The sequence below is a fragment of the Sandarakinorhabdus sp. FBCC-B8862 genome, from assembly GCF_059745315.1.
The window spans coordinates 45,833-62,508 of sequence record NZ_CM185574.1 but is presented as its reverse complement, the minus strand read 5'-3'; the positions used below and the strand labels follow the sequence as shown (position 1 = coordinate 62,508).

General features: G+C 67.0%; 19 protein-coding genes and 2 tRNA genes. 14 read left to right on the top strand and 7 right to left on the bottom strand.

All coding sequences use genetic code 11. The features are described from left to right. The first annotated feature begins 158 nt into the window (after window positions 1-158). The 5 genes from AC6BOR_RS00375 to AC6BOR_RS00355 all read left to right on the top strand — a co-directional run bounded on the left by AC6BOR_RS00375 (window position 159) and on the right by AC6BOR_RS00355 (window position 2,023). Window positions 159-362: a hypothetical protein gene (locus AC6BOR_RS00375; protein ID WP_086117370.1), complete on the top strand. Its 204-nt coding sequence runs from the start codon at window positions 159-161 to the stop codon at window positions 360-362. Next, window positions 362-670, top strand: coding sequence for a cell division protein ZapA (locus tag AC6BOR_RS00370; RefSeq protein ID WP_498059271.1), 309 nt, complete (start codon window positions 362-364; stop codon window positions 668-670). The genes AC6BOR_RS00375 and AC6BOR_RS00370 overlap by 1 nt, the downstream gene beginning before the upstream one ends. A 212-nt stretch (window positions 671-882) precedes the next feature. Beyond that, complete coding sequence (locus AC6BOR_RS00365; protein ID WP_498059270.1) at window positions 883-1,440, top strand: 5-formyltetrahydrofolate cyclo-ligase; 558 nt, start codon at window positions 883-885, stop codon at window positions 1,438-1,440. A gap of 11 nt (window positions 1,441-1,451) precedes the next feature. Beyond that, the gene (locus tag AC6BOR_RS00360; RefSeq protein WP_498059269.1) at window positions 1,452-1,691 is read left to right on the top strand and encodes a DUF2842 domain-containing protein; all 240 of its coding nucleotides are present in this window, start codon (window positions 1,452-1,454) and stop codon (window positions 1,689-1,691) included. Then, complete coding sequence (locus AC6BOR_RS00355; protein ID WP_498059268.1) at window positions 1,688-2,023, top strand: chorismate mutase; 336 nt, start codon at window positions 1,688-1,690, stop codon at window positions 2,021-2,023. Before AC6BOR_RS00360 ends, AC6BOR_RS00355 begins: the two co-directional genes overlap by 4 nt. An 82-nt stretch (window positions 2,024-2,105) precedes the next feature. Here the strand turns inward: AC6BOR_RS00355 and AC6BOR_RS00350 are convergent. After that, window positions 2,106-2,182 (bottom strand) — tRNA-Asp (locus AC6BOR_RS00350). A 100-nt stretch (window positions 2,183-2,282) separates the two neighbouring features. On the opposite strand from AC6BOR_RS00350, the gene AC6BOR_RS00345 reads away from it, so the two are divergent. The 7 genes from AC6BOR_RS00345 to AC6BOR_RS00315 all read left to right on the top strand — a co-directional run bounded on the left by AC6BOR_RS00345 (window position 2,283) and on the right by AC6BOR_RS00315 (window position 7,348). Further along, window positions 2,283-3,191, top strand: a complete 909-nt coding sequence (locus AC6BOR_RS00345) for an acyl-CoA thioesterase (RefSeq protein ID WP_498059267.1) — start codon at window positions 2,283-2,285, stop codon at window positions 3,189-3,191. Continuing rightward, complete coding sequence (locus AC6BOR_RS00340) at window positions 3,188-4,456, top strand: NRAMP family divalent metal transporter (RefSeq protein ID WP_498059266.1); 1,269 nt, start codon at window positions 3,188-3,190, stop codon at window positions 4,454-4,456. Before AC6BOR_RS00345 ends, AC6BOR_RS00340 begins: the two co-directional genes overlap by 4 nt. A 69-nt stretch (window positions 4,457-4,525) precedes the next feature. Further along, window positions 4,526-5,377 carry a dienelactone hydrolase family protein gene (locus tag AC6BOR_RS00335; RefSeq protein WP_498059265.1) on the top strand — a complete coding sequence of 284 codons (852 nt, stop codon included), beginning with the start codon at window positions 4,526-4,528 and terminating at the stop codon, window positions 5,375-5,377. Further along, window positions 5,377-5,763 carry a Rap1a/Tai family immunity protein gene (locus tag AC6BOR_RS00330; RefSeq protein ID WP_498060679.1) on the top strand — a complete coding sequence of 129 codons (387 nt, stop codon included), beginning with the start codon at window positions 5,377-5,379 and terminating at the stop codon, window positions 5,761-5,763. The genes AC6BOR_RS00335 and AC6BOR_RS00330 overlap by 1 nt, the downstream gene beginning before the upstream one ends. Continuing rightward, the gene (locus AC6BOR_RS00325; RefSeq protein ID WP_498059264.1) at window positions 5,760-6,146 is read left to right on the top strand and encodes a Rap1a/Tai family immunity protein; all 387 of its coding nucleotides are present in this window, start codon (window positions 5,760-5,762) and stop codon (window positions 6,144-6,146) included. Before AC6BOR_RS00330 ends, AC6BOR_RS00325 begins: the two co-directional genes overlap by 4 nt. Before the next feature lie 63 nt (window positions 6,147-6,209). Further along, complete coding sequence (locus AC6BOR_RS00320; protein ID WP_498059263.1) at window positions 6,210-6,995, top strand: helix-turn-helix domain-containing protein; 786 nt, start codon at window positions 6,210-6,212, stop codon at window positions 6,993-6,995. 59 nt (window positions 6,996-7,054) lie between these two features. Continuing rightward, entirely contained in the window at window positions 7,055-7,348 is a 294-nt protein-coding gene (locus AC6BOR_RS00315; protein ID WP_498059262.1) for a hypothetical protein, read from the top strand. Between the two features lie 17 nt (window positions 7,349-7,365). Here AC6BOR_RS00315 and AC6BOR_RS00310 read toward each other — a convergent pair whose 3' ends face one another. Both AC6BOR_RS00310 and AC6BOR_RS00305 read right to left on the bottom strand, forming a co-directional pair. After that, window positions 7,366-8,037, bottom strand: coding sequence for a nitroreductase (locus tag AC6BOR_RS00310; RefSeq protein WP_498060678.1), 672 nt, complete (start codon window positions 8,035-8,037; stop codon window positions 7,366-7,368). Then, entirely contained in the window at window positions 8,037-9,221 is a 1,185-nt protein-coding gene (locus tag AC6BOR_RS00305) for a BaiN/RdsA family NAD(P)/FAD-dependent oxidoreductase (RefSeq protein ID WP_498059261.1), read from the bottom strand. Before AC6BOR_RS00305 ends, AC6BOR_RS00310 begins: the two co-directional genes overlap by 1 nt. A gap of 52 nt (window positions 9,222-9,273) precedes the next feature. Here AC6BOR_RS00305 and AC6BOR_RS00300 point away from each other — a divergent pair, with 52 nt between their 5' ends. Together AC6BOR_RS00300 and AC6BOR_RS00295 are read left to right on the top strand one after the other, a co-directional pair. Then, window positions 9,274-10,470, top strand: a complete 1,197-nt coding sequence (locus AC6BOR_RS00300; RefSeq protein ID WP_498059260.1) for a M20 metallopeptidase family protein — start codon at window positions 9,274-9,276, stop codon at window positions 10,468-10,470. Window positions 10,471-10,537: 67 nt separating this feature from the next. Next, window positions 10,538-10,613, top strand: a tRNA-Ala gene (locus AC6BOR_RS00295). A gap of 17 nt (window positions 10,614-10,630) precedes the next feature. Here the strand turns inward: AC6BOR_RS00295 and AC6BOR_RS00290 are convergent. The 4 genes from AC6BOR_RS00290 to AC6BOR_RS00275 form a co-directional block, all read right to left on the bottom strand. Beyond that, on the bottom strand, window positions 10,631-11,911 hold the full coding sequence (locus AC6BOR_RS00290) for a sugar MFS transporter (protein WP_498059259.1): 1,281 nt from the start codon (window positions 11,909-11,911) through the stop codon (window positions 10,631-10,633). 18 nt (window positions 11,912-11,929) lie between these two features. Further along, entirely contained in the window at window positions 11,930-14,344 is a 2,415-nt protein-coding gene (locus tag AC6BOR_RS00285) for a glycoside hydrolase family 3 protein (RefSeq protein ID WP_498059258.1), read from the bottom strand. 97 nt (window positions 14,345-14,441) lie between these two features. Continuing rightward, on the bottom strand, window positions 14,442-15,611 hold the full coding sequence (locus AC6BOR_RS00280) for an MFS transporter (protein WP_498059257.1): 1,170 nt from the start codon (window positions 15,609-15,611) through the stop codon (window positions 14,442-14,444). Further along, window positions 15,604-16,653 (bottom strand): LacI family DNA-binding transcriptional regulator, encoded by a 1,050-nt coding sequence (locus AC6BOR_RS00275; RefSeq protein WP_498059256.1) that lies wholly within the window; start codon window positions 16,651-16,653, stop codon window positions 15,604-15,606. The genes AC6BOR_RS00280 and AC6BOR_RS00275 overlap by 8 nt, the downstream gene beginning before the upstream one ends. Between the last annotated feature and the right edge of the window lie 23 nt (window positions 16,654-16,676).

The window sequence follows — 16,676 nt, the reverse complement described above, 5'->3', positions numbered from 1 at the left end:
AGTGCAGTACGGATTGACGTGGGCGGCTTTGGCCGAAGCATGGCGGCAACGTCAACCTTTTGCTGCGGCGCGCGGCGAAATTGACCGGCGCGATTCTTGACGCTCGTTGACAATTGCTCTTATGTCCGCGGTGCAAGCCGTTGAGCTTGGCGGGGAGAATGGCCATTTCCGAGCTGGAAAGCCTGTTGGCGCGACTCGAAAGCGCAATTGGTGCCATCGAGCGGCGCCGCCTCACCGATGCGGCCGCCCTGAATGATCTGCGCACGGCCCAGGCCGGCGACCGCGCCCGCCTTGCCCGGATCGAGGCGGCGGCCAGCGACACCGTGGCGGCGCTGGATGCGCTGCTGGCCGGGAACGGCTGATGGGACAGGCGCTGCTCACCATCGCCGGCCGCAGCTATCGCATCCCGGCGCGCGACGGCGACGAAGCGCGCATCTCGCGCCTGGGCGACGAATTGTCGGCCCGTGCCCACCGGCTGACGACGGCGCTGGGCGTGCTGCCGGAAAACCAGCTGCTGGTGCTGGTGTCCCTGATGCTGGCCGATGAATTGGCCGAAGCGCGCGGCGCCAATCCCCCGGCACCCCCGGCGGTGGCGGTCGATGCCCCTGCCCTCGACCTGTCGCGGTTGGCGGCGCTGGTCGAACGGCTTGAGGCGATTGCCCGCACTTGAGCGGGCGGCCCCAAGCGCCTATAGCCAGACGTGGCGGGCACTGCCCGGTACGAGCAAGCAAGCATCCCTGAGGCGATAATCATCCTATTGGGGGCTGGCCCTGGGTGAACCGTGGTTCACCACAACTGGTTCCCACCTGACGTTACTGGCGTCAGAGGATCTTCAAGTCCAACGGCCCATGGTGGTCCCGCCACACCCTTCATGAGCAGCCAGTGACCAAGACCGACCTTCGCCGCCAATATCGCGCCGCCCGCAAGGCCTTTGTCGCCAGCCTTGGCCCCGGTGAGCGGGAACGGCTGGAACGCCAGCTGGCCGCGATGGTCGCCCCGGCGCTGGCCGGTGTGCGCATGGCCGGCAGCTATGCCGCCGTTGCCGACGAGATTGACCCGGTGTGGATCGAAAAGCAGCTCGGCCCGCACGCCTTTCCGCGCGTCGCCGGCCCCAACATCAGCTTCCACCAGGCGGAATGGAGCGCGCTGGTGCCCGGGTTTCAGGGCATTCCCGAACCGCCAGCCAGCGCTCGCCAAGTGGAACCCGATCTGCTGCTGGTGCCGCTGGTCGCCGTCACCTTGGGCGGCGTGCGGTTGGGCCAGGGCCGCGGCTATTATGACCGGGCGCTGGTGGCCTTGCGCCAGCACCGCCCGGTTCGGGCCATCGGCCTTGCCTGGGAATGCCAGATTGCCCCGGCCCTGCCGGCCGAGCCGTGGGACATGCCGCTGGACCTGATCGCGACACCGGAGCGGCTGGTGGACTGCCGCAAATATCGCTAAGGCCGCCCACCATGAGCGTGTCCCCGCACCGCATCCCCCCTGAACCCAGCTGGCGCAAGCCGGTCGGCATGCTGGGCATCGTGCTGTATATCGTCGTCTATGCATTGCTGATCGCGGCGCTGGCCGATTGGCTGCAGGGCATGCCGCGTCTCGTTGAACTGCTGGTCTATGCCGCGGCCGGCATTGCCTGGATCGCGCCGCTGAAGCCGGTGCTGCTGTGGATGAACACCGGCCGCTGGAGAGTGAAATGACCGTGAAGCCGCCCGAGCAGTGCCAGACCATGATCGAGGTGCGCGCCGGCGTTGACGCGCTTGATCGCGAACTGGTCGCCCTGCTCGCCCGCCGCTTTGGCTATATGAACGCCGCTGCCCGCATCAAGCCAACCCGCAGCGCCGTGCGCGACGAGGCGCGCAAGGCCCAGGTCATCGCCAACGCCGCTGCTGCCGCCAGCGAGGCCGGTCTGCCCGCCGGCCTGGCCGAGGCATTGTGGGAGACATTGGTGGAGGCCAGCATCGCGCACGAATTCGGCGAATGGGATCGCCTGCGGCCAATGGAAAATCTGGCAACGCCCGACGCTGCCTGATCCGCCGCCACACGGCCAAATGAAAAGCCCCGCTGCCATCACTGGCAGCGGGGCTTTTTCATGCCGCCACTTTCAGGGCAAGTGGCGCGAGTGACGGGGCTCGAACCCGCGACCTTCGGCGTGACAGGCCGACGCTCTAACCGACTGAGCTACACCCGCGTGTCTTGCGGAGCCGCGCTGATATGGACGCCGCGCCGCCCTGTCAAGCATCATATCAAATCATGTTGTGGACAAATGCCGATCGGTTAGGAGGTTGGGCATGACCACCGACTCCCCCGACGCCGTCGCCACCCGCGCCGTTGCCCGCCTCCTCTCCCTCCTCAATCTCGAAGAGGTGGAAACCGATCTGTTCCGCAGCCAGTCCACCGATGAAGGCTGGATCCGCGTCTATGGCGGCCAGGTGGTCGCCCAGGCGCTGATGGCCGCCAGCCGCACGGTCGAACAGCCGCGTCTGTGCCACAGCCTGCACAGCTATTTCATCCGCCCCGGCGATCCCAAGCTGCCCATCGTCTACAAGGTGGAGCGGGACCGCGACGGCGCCGGCTTCACCACCCGCCGCATCATTGCCATCCAGAAGGGCCGGCCGATCTTCAACATGGCCGCCAGTTTCCAGGTGCCGGAAGACGGCCTCGAACATGCCGTCTCCCCACCATCCGACGTGCCGCACCCCGATGGCCTGGAAAGCGATTCGGACTGGGCCCGCCGCAACGCGCCCAACGCGCCCGAACCCTGGCGCACCATCTGGCTCACCCGCGAACGGCCGCTCGATGTGCGCGCAGTCGAAGGCGACGATGATTTCTTCAATCCGCAGAAACGCCCGCCGCAGCAGCGCCACTGGATTCGTCTTGCCGCCGCCCTGTCACCCGACCAGGCCGCCGATCCGGTGCTGCAACGCTGCCTGTTCGCCTATGCCAGCGACATGACCCTGCTCGACACCTGCCTTGCCCCCCATGGCATCAGCTGGGCCAATCCGGCGCTGCAATCGGCCAGCCTCGATCACGCCATCTGGTTCAACCAGACGCCAGACATGAACCAATGGCACCTGTTTGATCAGGATTCGCCGATGGCCGCCGGCGGGCGCGGTACCAACCGCGCCATCGTGCACGATATCAACGGCCGCCCCATCGCCTGCGTCATGCAGGAAGGGCTGATCCGTTATCGCCCATGACGGGCAAGCGCCCCGGCCTCGCCCACCGGCTCAAGCGCCCGGCCTATCTGTCGGCGCTGGGCCCGGGGCTGGTCACCGGGGCGGCCGATGATGATCCGTCCGGCATCGCCACCTATGCCCAGGCCGGCGCCACCCATGGCTATGCCCTGTTGTGGCCTGTGGTGCTGGCCTGGCCCTTCCTCACCGCCTTCCAGTTCACCTGCGCCGAAATCGCCCGCGTCACCGGCAAGGGCCTGGCCGCCAATCTGAAGGCCAGCCTGCCGCGTGCCGCCGTGTGGGCGGTGGTGGTGCTGCTGCTCGGCGCCAACATCTTCAACATCGCGGCCGACATCGCCGCCATGGCTGAAGCCGCGCGGCTGGTAGCGGGCGGCAATCGCACGGCGCTCATGGCCGGCTTTGCCCTGCTGTCGCTCGGCCTGCAGGTGTTCGTGCCCTATCACCGCTATGTCGGGCTGCTGAAATGGCTGACGCTCTCGCTGTTTGCCTATGTTGGCGTGGTGCTGGTCGCCGGAGTGCCGTGGCCGGCATTTGCCGCCGGCCTGTGGCCCAGCCTGCCGGCCGGCAGCGCCACCACCATCGTCGCCATCCTGGGCACCACCATCAGCCCCTATCTCTTCTTCTGGCAAAGCGCGCAGGAACTGGAGGAAATGCAGCTGCACCGGGCCGCCCCGCTGTCCCGCCGGCCGCGCGGCGCGGCCCATGAACTCCACCGTCTGGTGATCGACAGCGCTGCGGGCTTCCTCGTCACCATGATCGTCTCGCTGTGCATCATCGCCGCCACCGCCGCCACGCTGCACGGCGCCGCCGGCCACCCGATCGCGACGGCCGCCGATGCCGCGGCTGCGCTGCGGCCCATCGCCGGCGAATTCGCCTTCGCGCTGTTTGCCTGCGGCATCATCGGCACTGGCCTGCTCGCCGTGCCGGTGCTGGCCGGTTCGGCTGCCTATGCGCTCGCCGAACTCATGGGCTGGCGCGCCGGGCTGGAGCTGAAACCGCGCGAGGCGGCCAGCTTCTATGGTGTCATCGCGGTTTCGGTGCTGGCCGCGTTCCTGATTGATCTGGCCGGCATCGATGCCATGCAGGCCCTGTTCTGGACAGCGGTGGCCAATGGCGTTGTCGCCGTGCCGGTGATGCTGGCGATCATGCTGCTGGCCAGCCGGCGCAGCGTGATGGGCAGTTTCCGCGTCTCTGGCGGCCAGGCGCTGCTGGGCTGGGGTGCGGTCGCCCTGATGGCGGCGGCCAGCGCCGGCATGCTGCTGTTGTGACGCATCCCATTGGCGCAGGCCGGCCGTGGCCCTAATCTTGCCCTCGACTCAAACACGGGGGATTTCACCATGGCCACGCTCACCCGCCCGGACGGCACCGAAGCCGCCGATCTCGCCCTGTCGCGCCGCGCGCTGCTGCTGGCGGCCGGCTATGCCGCGTTTGACATCGCGGCCAATGCCGAACCGATCAGCACGCCCGATACTGGCCTTGTCACCGGCTGGGAAACCCTGCCCGGCGGTCTGCCCGCCTATGTCGCGCGCCCGGCCAAGAAGGGCAAACACCCCGCCGTCATCGTGGTGAACGAGATTTTCGGCGTGCACGCCTGGATCCAGGATGTCTGCCGCCGCTTTGCCCAGGCCGGCTATGTCGCCATCGCGCCGGAATATTTCTTCCGCGGCGATCCCGACAAGACCCTGCCCAAGCTCACCGATTTCACCGCCATCCGCGCCATCGTTGCCAAGGCCGGGCTGGAACAGGTGATGGGCGACACGAAAACCACGCTCGATTGGCTGGAGGCGCAGAATTTCGTCAACGCCAAAAAGCGCGCCATCACCGGCTTCTGCTGGGGCGGCGGCATCACCTGGATGGCCGCATCACGCTTCCCGGAACTCAAGGCCGCCGGCGCCTGGTACGGCGGCCTCAAGGGCAACCCCGGCCCAGAGGGGCGCAAATTCCCGATGGATGTGGTGGCCGAATTGAAGGCCCCCGTGCTCGGCCTCTATGGCGCGCTCGACAAGGGCATCCCGGTGGCGGATGTGGAGGCGATGCAGGCGAAACTGGCCGGCAGCAAGAGCAGCATCATCCTCTACCCCAACGCCGATCACGGCTTCCTTGCCGATTATCGCCCCAGCTACAACGCGGCGGCCGGGCAAGACGCCTGGGCCAAACTGCTGGCGCACTTCAAGGCAAACGGGGTGTGATGCGGCCGGTCCTGCTGGCGCTGCTGCTGGCCGGCAGCGCCCATGCGGCACCCCGCGTGGACCGTGCCGCGCCCGCTGCCGACAACCCGCTGCAGATGGCCACCGGCGCCCATCTGCAGGCCATGTGCGGCGCCCGTGACAATATCGGCCGCCAGCTTGTGTGCGTCAGCTGGATCAATGGCGCTGCGCAAGTGGGGTATTGGTATCGCAGCCGCAACCCGGTGCTGTTCCCGGATTTCTGCCCGGCCGACGGTATCAACATCAGCGCCCAGCAGGCCGCGCTGCTGGATTGGTTGGCCGCCCATCCCAGGCAGGCCACCGATCCGGCATTGCTGGTCTATCGCACCGCGATGGCCGCCGCCTATCCCTGCCCGGCAAAGCCATGATCCGCCATCTCGTCCCCCTCAGCGTCTGGGCCATGCTTTTCCTGGCCAGCGCCACGGCTGCCCAGACTGCGGCAGACAATCCGGTCGCCATGCGCACCGGCGCCCACCTCGAGGCGGTGTGCAGCGACCGTACCGCCAACTCCGGGCGGCAGCTGGTGTGCCTGGCGTGGCTGAATGGCGCGGCCCAGGGCAATGGCTGGTTTGAACCGCGCGATCCGCGCCAGGCCCCGGCCTATTGCCCGCCCACGCTGGATTTTGATCCCGCCATGCACCGCGACATCGTCCTTGCCTGGCTGAAGGCAAATCCCGCGGCACGCAGCATCTCGGCCATGGCGGCCAGATCGCAGGCGCTGGCGGCCAAATGGCCTTGCAAGCCGCGCTAGGGCCAGTCGAACACGAAAAATTCAGGGTGGCCCGGCGCCGTGGCCAGGGCTACCCCTTGCGCCATGACCAAAGGCCCCAACGCCCTCACCCCCAAGGAACAGGAGGCGCTGCGCCTGCTGGCCCAGGGGCATGACGCCAAGAGCATTGCGCGTCACCTCGGGCTTTCGGTGCACACCATCAACGAACGGCTGCGGGACGCGCGGCGCAAACTGGGCGTGTCGAGCAGCCGCGAGGCCGCCCGCCTGCTCCGCGAGATCGAAGCCCCCGAATATTTCGGGGACCCGGCTTTGGGGGCAGCCATCCCGCCCGCAGCGGCCCAGTCTGTTCCGCACCAGCCTGCCGCCCGCAGCCCGCGGCCCCGGCCCGGCTGGCAAACCGGAGCTGTCGCCATGTCACTTGCCCTGTCGCTCGCCGCCATCCTCGCGCTGGCCTTGCCGGCCGATCCGTCTGCCCCGGCCGCTTCGGCCAGCACCGGCACCCTCACCGCGACGCTGGCCGAACCCGTCACCCCCGCGGCCGGCGAAAGCCCGCCGGTCGCCGCTGCCCGGCGTTTCCTGGCGCTGGTCGATGCCGGCGATTGGGCCGGCAGTTGGAACGCCACCGGCCAGGCCTTCCGCACGCTCAACACCAGCGCCCGCTGGGCCGAAGCCGCTGCCCGCGTGCACGGCCCGCTCGGCCCGGCCAGCCGCCGCGATGTGATCAGCAGCTCCTATGTCCCAGCTCCGCCCAATGGCCTGTGGCAGGTCCGCTTCCGCAGCCATTTTGCCAGCAAGCCCGATGCCATCGAAACCCTGTCCCTGGTGCAGGAAGGCGACAGCTGGCGCGTGGTCGGCCTGATGGTGGAGTGAGGGCGGGCCGGCTGGCCCCGGCGCCGGGAACCTTGTAGTCTGCAGCCATGGTTTGGGACATGGCCGGCGCCCTTCGCAAGAAGGCCGAGATGGAAACAGCGCGGTTGCAGGCGTTCGGCTTTCAACAGCGTGTGCGCGCCATCAGCCTGGTGGCGCGCGCACACGGGTTGGACGGGGCAGCAATCGCACCCGAACTGGCGATCCTGCCGGATGGGCCGTTGCTGGCGAAGCTGGCAAGCCTTACCGGGCAAACATCGCCGGCCATGGCCAGCGAATTTCAGGCCGCTCTGATCACGGCGTGGCAGCAATTGGCCCGCGAACAGGGCGATCCCAGCCCGCACCGGCTGGCCTGATCCCAAAAAAGCCCCCGTCAGAACCCGACGAATCGTGCCGCCTCATCAACGCTCTTGCGCTCCGACACCACGGCGTTGGCCGGAAAACTTTCATCCGGCCAACCCAGCGCGATCGCCTTCATGATCACCTGATCATCAGCAATGCCGGCATGTTCGCGCACCACGGGGGATTGCATGATGCCCTGGCTGTTGATCACGGCGCCCAGCCCGCGTGACCAGGCGGCGTTGACCAGGGCGGTCGAAACGGCACCGCAATCGAATGGCGTGTCGTCGCTGCCGGCCAGCACCTTGTCATAGGTGATGATCACGCACACCGGCGCATCAAACTGGCGGAAGCCGCGCAGCACCCAATCCTGCCGGGCGGGGGCATCGTCGCGGGCGATGCCCATGGCGGCAAACAATTGCTTGGCCACGCCGATCTGCCGTTCCCGGTGCACGCCGGCAAACGCCTCACCAGTGCGGAATTCGCGGCTGTGCGGAATGCCGGCCAAGTTGCGCTCGGTGTTGCCGGCACGGATGCGGTTCAGGGGCTCGCCGGTCACCACGGTGAAATTCCACGGCTGGGTGTTCATCGAAGACGGGCTGCGCATCGCCAGCGTCAGGATTTCCTTGATGAGGTCCATCGGCACCGGCTTGTCGAGAAAGCCCCGGATCGAACGGCGGCCCAGCACCACCTCGTCATAACTCATCATCCGCGCACCCTCTCCGCAATCGCCTGGCCGGCGGCATGGGCGCTCGCCCAGGCCCATTGGAAATTATAACCACCCAGCCAGCCTGTCACATCCACTGCCTCGCCGATGGCGAACAGCCCTCCAATCTGATTGGCCATCATCGTGCGGCTGCTCAAGGTGGCCGTGTCGATGCCGCCGGCCGTGACTTCGGCCTTGGCAAAGCCTTCGGTGCCATCGGGGCGGAAGGCCCAGGCCTTGAGACGGCCCATTGCGGTCGCCAGCGCCGCATCCTTCTGCGCACCCAGTTCACCCGGCAGCGCCAGCTGCGCCGACAGCGCCTCGGCCAGCCGCTCCGGCAGCGCGGCGGCCAGCACACTCTTCAGCCCGGCCCTGGGCCGCTGGCGCTTCGCGGCCTGCAGCCAGTCCGCCGGCGCATCGGGCAGGAAATCCACCGCAATCGCCTCGCCATGCCGCCAATAACTCGACACCTGCAACATCGCCGGGCCGGAAAGCCCCTTGTGGGTGAACAGCGCCGCCTCGCGGAAGGCGGTCTTGCCGGCTTTGGCCACCACCTCGGCGGCGACTCCGGCCAGCTCGCGGAACAGATTCTCCCCCTGTGGCAGGGTGAAGGGCACCAGCGCCGGGCGCGGCGGAATGATCCGACAACCGAACTGCTTGCCCAACTGATAGGCAAAGCCGGTCGCGCCCAGCTTGGGAATGGCCGGCCCGCCGGTGGCAATCACCAGGTTGGGGGCGGTGAAGCGGCCGGCACTGGTGGTGACGCTGAACAGGCCATCGGCGTGGGTGACATCGCTGATGCTGGCGCCAAAGGCGAAATCGACTCCGCCGGCCGCGCATTCGTCCATCAACAGCGCCACGATCTGCCGGGCGGAGCCATCGCAGAACAACTGGCCCAGCGTTTTTTCGTGATAGGCGATGCGGTGCTTTTCCACCAACGCGACGAAATCCGCCGGGGTGTAGCGCGACAGGGCGGAACGGGCGAAGTGGCGGTTTTCGCTCAGATACCGGTCCGGCACCGCCCCGACATTGGTGAAATTGCAGCGCCCGCCGCCGGAGATCAGGATTTTCTTGCCCGGTTCCTGGTTGTGATCCAACACCAGCACCCGCGCACCGGCCTGACCCGCCGTTGCGGCACAGAACAACCCGGCCCCGCCGGCCCCCAGGATGATGGCGTCATGCATGGCGGCGGCGTAGCGGGTGGCGGCAGCCGTGGGAAGGCGCTAGCGTTGCCGCATGACCGATTGGACCCAAGCAGCCGAAGCCATCCTGCCCGACATGATCGCGCTCCGCCGCGCCATCCATGCCGAACCCGAACTGGGCCTGCACAACCCGCGCACTGCCGAAAAGATCATGGCGGCGCTGGCCGGCCTGCCGCTCGAGTTCCGTACCGGCCCGTCAACCAGCGGCATCATCGCGACGCTGAAAGGCCCCGCCAACGGCCGCACCGTGCTGTTGCGCGGCGATTCGGATGCGCTGCCGATGGCGGAGGAAACCGGGCTGGATTTCGCTTCCGGCGTTCCGGGGGCCATGCACGCCTGCGGCCATGATGCCCATGTCGCCATGCTGGCCGGTGCGGCGCGGTTGCTGTGCGAACGGCGGGACCAGTTGGCCGGCAGCGTGATGTTCATGTTCCAGCCCGGCGAGGAAGGCCACCACGGCGCCCGCTTCATGCTGGATGATGGCCTGATCGCCCCCCTCCCCGATGCCGCCTTCGCGCTCCACATCATGCCCAACGCGCCGTGGGGCGTGATTGCCGGCCGCGCCGGGCCGCTGCTGGCCAGCAATGACAAATTGCGCATCACCATCACCGGCCGTGGCGGCCACGCCTCCATGCCGCACGATGCGCTCGACCCGGTGCCCATCGCCTGCGAAATCGCGCTGGCGCTGCAGACATTCGTCACCCGGCAGATCAGCGTGTTTGATCCCGCCGTCATCACCATCGGCCAGATCAGCACCGGCACGACCGACAATGTCATCCCCGAAACCGCCCTGCTCTATGGCACGATGCGCACGCTTTCGGCTGAAACCCGCGCCAAACTCCACGCCGGCATTCCCCGCCTCGCCGCCGGAATCGCCGCCGCCCACGGGGCAGACGCCAAAATCGACATCATCCCCGGCTTTCCGGTCACCCGCTGCGATGCCGCGGCCACCGCACTGGGCGCCGCGGTCACCCGCGAGCTGTTTGGTGACACATATTGGCAGGATCTGGCACACCCGATCATGGGGGCGGAGGATTTCGCCTATGTGCTGGAAAAGGTGCCCGGCGCCATGTTCTTCCTGGGCGTCGCGCCCGAAGGCAGTGACTGGCGCGCCTGCTGCGGCCTGCACAGCAGCCACATGCACCTTGATGAAGCCGCCATGGCCCGCGGCGCCGCCTTCCATGCCGCCATTGCGGAAGCCTTCCTCAACAATGGCTTTGCCGTGAAATAGGGCGTTGCAAACAGCGTCTGGCGCGCTATACGGACGGCCCCTGCATCGCAGGGGCCAGAACTGGTGCGGGGTAGTAGCTCAGATGGGAGAGCGCAGCAATCGCACTGCTGAGGTCAGGGGTTCGATTCCCCTCTACTCCACCAGTCATTCCTGAAAATCGTCAAATAACAGCCGGTTCGCGGGCGGTCTTCACACCGAACATCGCGATGATGGCATAGCAGACCGCCGGCAACGCAAGGCCGATGGCGATGCTCCCGGTGCCATCGACCAGAAAGCCGGTCAGCAGCGGGATCACCGCGCCGCCAAAGATCGCGACGTTGATGATGCCCGACCCATCCGCCGAACGCGGGCCCAGCCCTTCACAGGCCAGGCTGAAGATGGTCGGGAACATGATGGCGTTCATCAAACCAATGGCCAGCAGGCTGTACCCGGCCAGCGTGCCGCTGGTCTGGGTCGAAACCGCGATCAGCGTGATGGCGCCCACCGCCACAAAGGCCAGCACCTTGCCCGGAGCCACCAGCCGCAGCACCGCCGAGCCGACAAAGCGGCCCACCATCGCCCCACCCCAATACCAGGCGATCAGCTTGCCGGCCTCTTCACCCGAAAGGCCCATCACCCTGGAATCGCTGAGATAAGACACGATCAGCGAACCGATCGACACCTCGGCACCGACATAAAGGAAGATGCACAGCGCCCCGAAACCAAAGCGCGACTGGCGCAGCAAATCCAGCCCGGCAAGGCCAGACGATGCCTCATGCTGTTCGCCCTTCAGGCTGTTGCGGAACATCCAGACCACGCCGGCCACCACCGCAAGCGCGGCGGCCAGCCCCAGATAACCATTCACGATGGCCTGGCTTTCGGCGGTGCGATAGGCATCCAGCGCCGCGCCCGACAGCGTCTCGGCCGATTGGCTGGCCAGCGCGCCCAGGATCAGGATCGCCCCGAAATAGGGAAATACGGTTGTGCCCAGCGAGTTGAACGCCTGGGCAAAGGTCAGGCGGCTGTGGGTGGTTTCCGGCTTGCCCAGCATGGAAATCAACGGGTTGGCCACCACCTGCACGATCACCACACCGCTGGCGAGCACGAACAGCGCCGCAAGAAACAGCGGATAGGCCGCGGTCTGGCTGGCCGGGATGAACATCAGGCAGCCCAGCATCATCAGGCACAAGCCGGCGACGGCCCCGCGCATGTAGCCGATGCGCTTGACCAGCCGCGCACCGGGAATGCCCACCACGGCATAGGCGGTGAAGAAGCAGAACTGCACCAGCATGGCCTGGGTATAGCTGAGGGTGAACAGCTCCTTCAGCTTGGGGATGATCACATCATTGAGGCTGGTGATGCCGCCAAAGATGAAGAACAGCGCAAACACAAAGACTTGCAGGCGCGCATCATAGGCAACAGCAGCGCTGTTGGCCCGCGGCGCGGCTGGCGTGGCCGGCATGGACAAGGCGAATCCCCCTTATTTGCCCTTCGCAACAATTGGCGGACAAGGTGACAGGCTGGTCAGCTGCGTCAACCGCGCGGTGCGCAGAGTGATGCCAAAACCGGCTGGCGCGCTCAGCCGCAGTGGCGTGCCGACATGGGCGAGATCGCCGCCGGCCTGGGCAAAGCAGGTCAGTGGTACCACCAGATTGGTCACCATGCCCTTGGGACTGCCCTTCACAGCCGCCGTGATATCCAGCGTACCGCCAGCCATGGCCAATTGCACCGGGCCCGGCGCCACATCATCCACCCGCCAATCAAGGCTGAGCGCCAGGCCGCCCGTGGCCTGGCGCGTCAGGCCCACCGGTGGGCCATCGATGGCAATGGCACCGGCCGCCGTCCAGCGGAACTGGCGGGCATCCTCCTGGGCCGAAAGGTCAATGGCGCGCGCGGTCACCGCACTGTCCACCCCCAGCCGCCACGGCGCCGGCACCTTGCCGCGCACCATGTAACTGTCTTCATTGGCCATCGCCGACAGATCAACGCGCGGATCCTCGTTCACGGCGGCAAGCGTGACATTGCTTTGATAATCAAGGCCATGGCCAACGGGGAACAGCGGTTTGGTCACGGGCGAGCGGGCATCATCCGGCCAGGCAAACGGCAGGCGGCCGGTGAAATCGCGTGCCGGCTTGCCATCGCGGCGGGCAACCAGCACATCGGCAACCCCTTCCCCCTGCGAACCAGGCAACCAGGCCGCGACAAAGGCATCCGAAGCGTTCATCAGCCGGGGCACGAACAGCGGCCGGCCCGACAGGAACACCGACACGATTTTGACGCCCTGTGCCTTCAACCGCGCCACCAGTTCCTCTTCGCCCGACAGGGCGCGGAAGGCCAGGTCGGGCATGTCGCCCTGAAACTCGGCATAGGGTTGCTCACCAAACACCACGATGGCGACATCGGGCCGATTGGCAAAGGCGCCGTCGTGCACCACCTCGGCGGTGCCGCCGGCTTCTGTCACGGCCGCCGCAATGGCCTTGCCGATGGTGTTGCCCTTGGGAAAATCCGCGGGCTGGGTGTCAGTGCCCTGCCAGGTCACCGTCCAGCCGCCGGTCTGCATCGCCATGTCGTTGGCACCGGGGCCGGCCACCAACACGCGGGCGCCGGGGCGGATCGGCAACACGCCGCCGTTGTTCTTCAACAGCACCAATGATTTGGCCACTGCCTCGCGCGCCACGGCCAGATGGGCAGGCGTGCCGATCACCGCCGGGTTGCCACGCTCCACCGGCTTGTCATCCAGCAGGCCCAGCGCCAGCTTCACGCGCAGGATGCGACGCACGGCATCATCCACGCGCGCCATCGGGATGGTGCCGCGCTTCACATGTCGCAACGTGCTGTCAAACATGCCCTTCCAGCTGTCAGGCGCCATCACCAGATCAAGCCCGGCATTGAAGGTAAGCGGGCAATCATTGACCGTACAGCCAGGCAACTGGCCCTGGCCGTTCCAATCGCCGACCACCAGGCCGGTGAAGCCCAGCCGGCCTTTCAGCACATCGGTGAGCAGATATTGGTTGCCGTGCGCCTTGACGCCATTCCAGCTGGAAAAACTGGCCATCACACCCAGCACGCCGGCCTCGATCGCCGGGAAATAGCCGGTGGCATGGGTCTTCACCAGGTCAGCTTCGCTGATGCGGGCATCGCCCTGATCCTTGCCGCCATCGGTGCCGCCATCGGCGACATAATGTTTGGCGGTGGCCGCCACCTTGTCGGCCGCCAACGGCTGCCCTGCGACGAGCGGACCCTGCAGGCCCAGCGTCAAGGCCCGGGCATAGGCGGCGGTGATCGCGGTATCGGCGCTATAGCCTTCGTAGCTGCGGCCCCAGCGCAGATCCTGCGGCACCGCCAGCGTGGGCGCAAAGGTCCAATCAATGCCGCTGCCGGCCAGTTCGGCAGCCGTTACGGCACCAATGCGCTGGATCAGATCGGGATCGCGCGCCGCGCCGAGACCAATATTGTGCGGAAAGATGGTGGCGCCCGGCAGGTTGGAATGGCCATGCACGGCGTCCACGCCAAACAAGATCGGCACGCCCGCCCCGCTGCGGCGCGAGGCGGTGCGGAATTCGCCGACCAGCCGCGCCCAGGTCGCGGCATCGGCGCGTTCGATATTGTAAGGCCCGCCATTGCCGCCCGCCAGGATCGACCCCAGCGGATAGCGCTTCAGTTCCGAAGGCTTGATGGCATTCAGGTCGCCCTGGATCATCTGGCCAATCTTCTGGCGCAATGTCATCCGCGCCAGCAGCGCGGTGATGCGGGCTTCGGTGGCCGGATCGGTGAGCGCGGCCGGGCTGTGCACCTGCGGCCATTGGGCCGGATCGGCCTGCACCGCCGCCGAACCCAACGCCAGTGCCGCGATCAAGGCGGGTCTGACCAGCCTGCGCGCGTTCGGAAATGCCATGCCCTGCCCCCGGATGATCATTGCAGCCATGGCACCATTAGCGTCAGGCTGTGAACGTTCCCATGAGTTTGCACGAGCCCGGTACGAAATCAAGGGCCTAAGTGGATGTCCGCCGCCCCAAACTGCCCAGAATGAATGTGCCAACCGCTGCCAAAAGGGCCAGCAGCAGAAACAGCCCGGCAAAACCAAAGCGCGGCACCATCCCCAGCGTCAACCACGGCATGATCAGCGAGGGAATCGTGTTGGTGAGGTTGAACAGGCCAAGATCACGGCCCCGACGATCCGGCCGCGACAGCACCCGCAATGTCTGCGCCGAATGCAGGGCCAGGAACACGGCGGAGGACAGCGCAAACAGGGCAAAGGCGGCAATAGCACCGGCGAGGCTGGCACTGGCCGCCATGGCGGCCATGCCCAGTGCCGTGCCGCCGGCCCCGGCCACCAGCGGCAGGAACGGGCGCTGCCGTCGATCGGCCCAGTGCCCGACGACCAATGCCAGCGGGGCGGACAACATCAGCGTGACGGCAAACAGCGTCGCCACCCGATTGTCGGTCATGGCCGGATCGACCTGGCGGAACCAGACATAAAGATAGGCAAACAGCGTCGCCTCGGCGATCTGCACCAGCAACCGGGCCACCCACATGCGGCGGCGCACCGATATAGCCCCGGGCGCCGCGCCAGCGGTGGCGGGCTGCACCGTTCGGGCCGGCAGGCGGATCAGCAGCAGCGGCAACACGCAGGCCGCCACCAACAATGCCACCAGCAGCAGCCGGCCATCGGCATCGGCGAGGCCCGGCCAGGTAACGAGGCTGCCTGACAGCGCACCCAATCCGGGGGCAAAAGCCAGCAGGCCGCCGAGCACGCCCTTCTGCCGATCGGGCACGACATCGCCGGCCAGCGCCGCCAGCGGCGCCATCATCATGTTGAGCGCCAATTGCCAGGCAAAGATCAGCGCCACCAGTGCCGCCAGCCCCTGCACATGCGGCACGGCGAGCAACAGCAGGCACGAGACAAGCAGACCAGCAGCGGCAAAGCCACGCCGGTTGCCGGTGACATCGCTCAGCCAGCCAAAACCGATATGGCCAAGGCTGGCCGCCAGCGCCCCGGCAAAGCTGATATAGGCGAGCCAGTCCACTGACCCGGCATCACCCGCCACGCCGGCCACCCGCACCGGCAGCAGGATGGTGAGAAACGGCACATAGGCAATGGCAGTGCCGGCCCAGGCCAGGGCATAGGCCAGCAGAAAGCGGCGCGATGCCGCCTCAGCCACGCGCGGCCACAGACGCGCGGGAAACCAGGGTGGACGGCACCACTGTCAGCGTATCAGGCGGCGGATCACCGCGTTGCTGCGCAATGATCAGTTCCACCGCCATCGATGCCGTTGCCGCGATGGATTGATCGATGGCGGTCAGCGGCGGCTGGGCAAATTGCACGATCGGCGTGTTGTCAAAGCTGATCAGCGACAGATCATCCGGCACAGTCAGGCCCAGTTCCTTTGCCACCGCCAGCGTGGCCATCGCCATCTGATCGTTGCTGGCGATGATGGCGGTGGGCCGGTCAGGCGGGTCGAGCAGCGCCAGCGCGGCGGCGCGGCCGGAGGCGAACGAGAAATCACCCTGGGCCAGAAGGCTTTCCGTACCCAAGCCAGCCTCCGCCATGGCCGCGCGCCAGCCATCCACACGCCAGCCGCTTAGTTCATATTCCGGCGAACCGGCGATGAAGCCGATGCGCTGATGGCCGTGCGCGATCAGATGGCGCGTCGCCATCCGGGCCGAGCCTTCATCATCCATCGAAATGGCCAGGCCATGGTCCTGCCGCTGCGACCCGATGCGGGCAAAGGCCAGTTCCTGTTCGGCCAGCAGCGCCACGATCTGCGGATTGTCGCTGTGCGGCGGGGTGAGGATGATGCCATCCGGCTGCAAGGAGGCGATGGCGGCGAGCAGTTCGCGTTCAACATGATCGCTGTGGGTGTCGACCAGTTCGAAGATCATGCGATAGCCATGCTCGGCGCATTTCAGCATGCCGCCCAACAGCATCTGGTCCACCCAGTCGGTGCCCTGCCGCGCCGTCCAGTCCGCGATGGTGCGTTCCCGGTCGTTGATGGCGAGGATCAGATAGGATCGCGATCCGCTCATGCGCTGGGCCGCGATCGACGGCACATAACCAAGCGCATCGATGGCCTGCTGCACCCGTTCCTTGGTTTCCGGGCGCACATTGGCTTCGTTGTTGATGACGCGGCTGACCGTCTGCAGCGACACGCCGGCGGACGCTGCGACGTGCCGGATGGTCACTGCCTGCTTTCGTCGTGGCATGCTGCCTCACTGCCTCCGCTGCG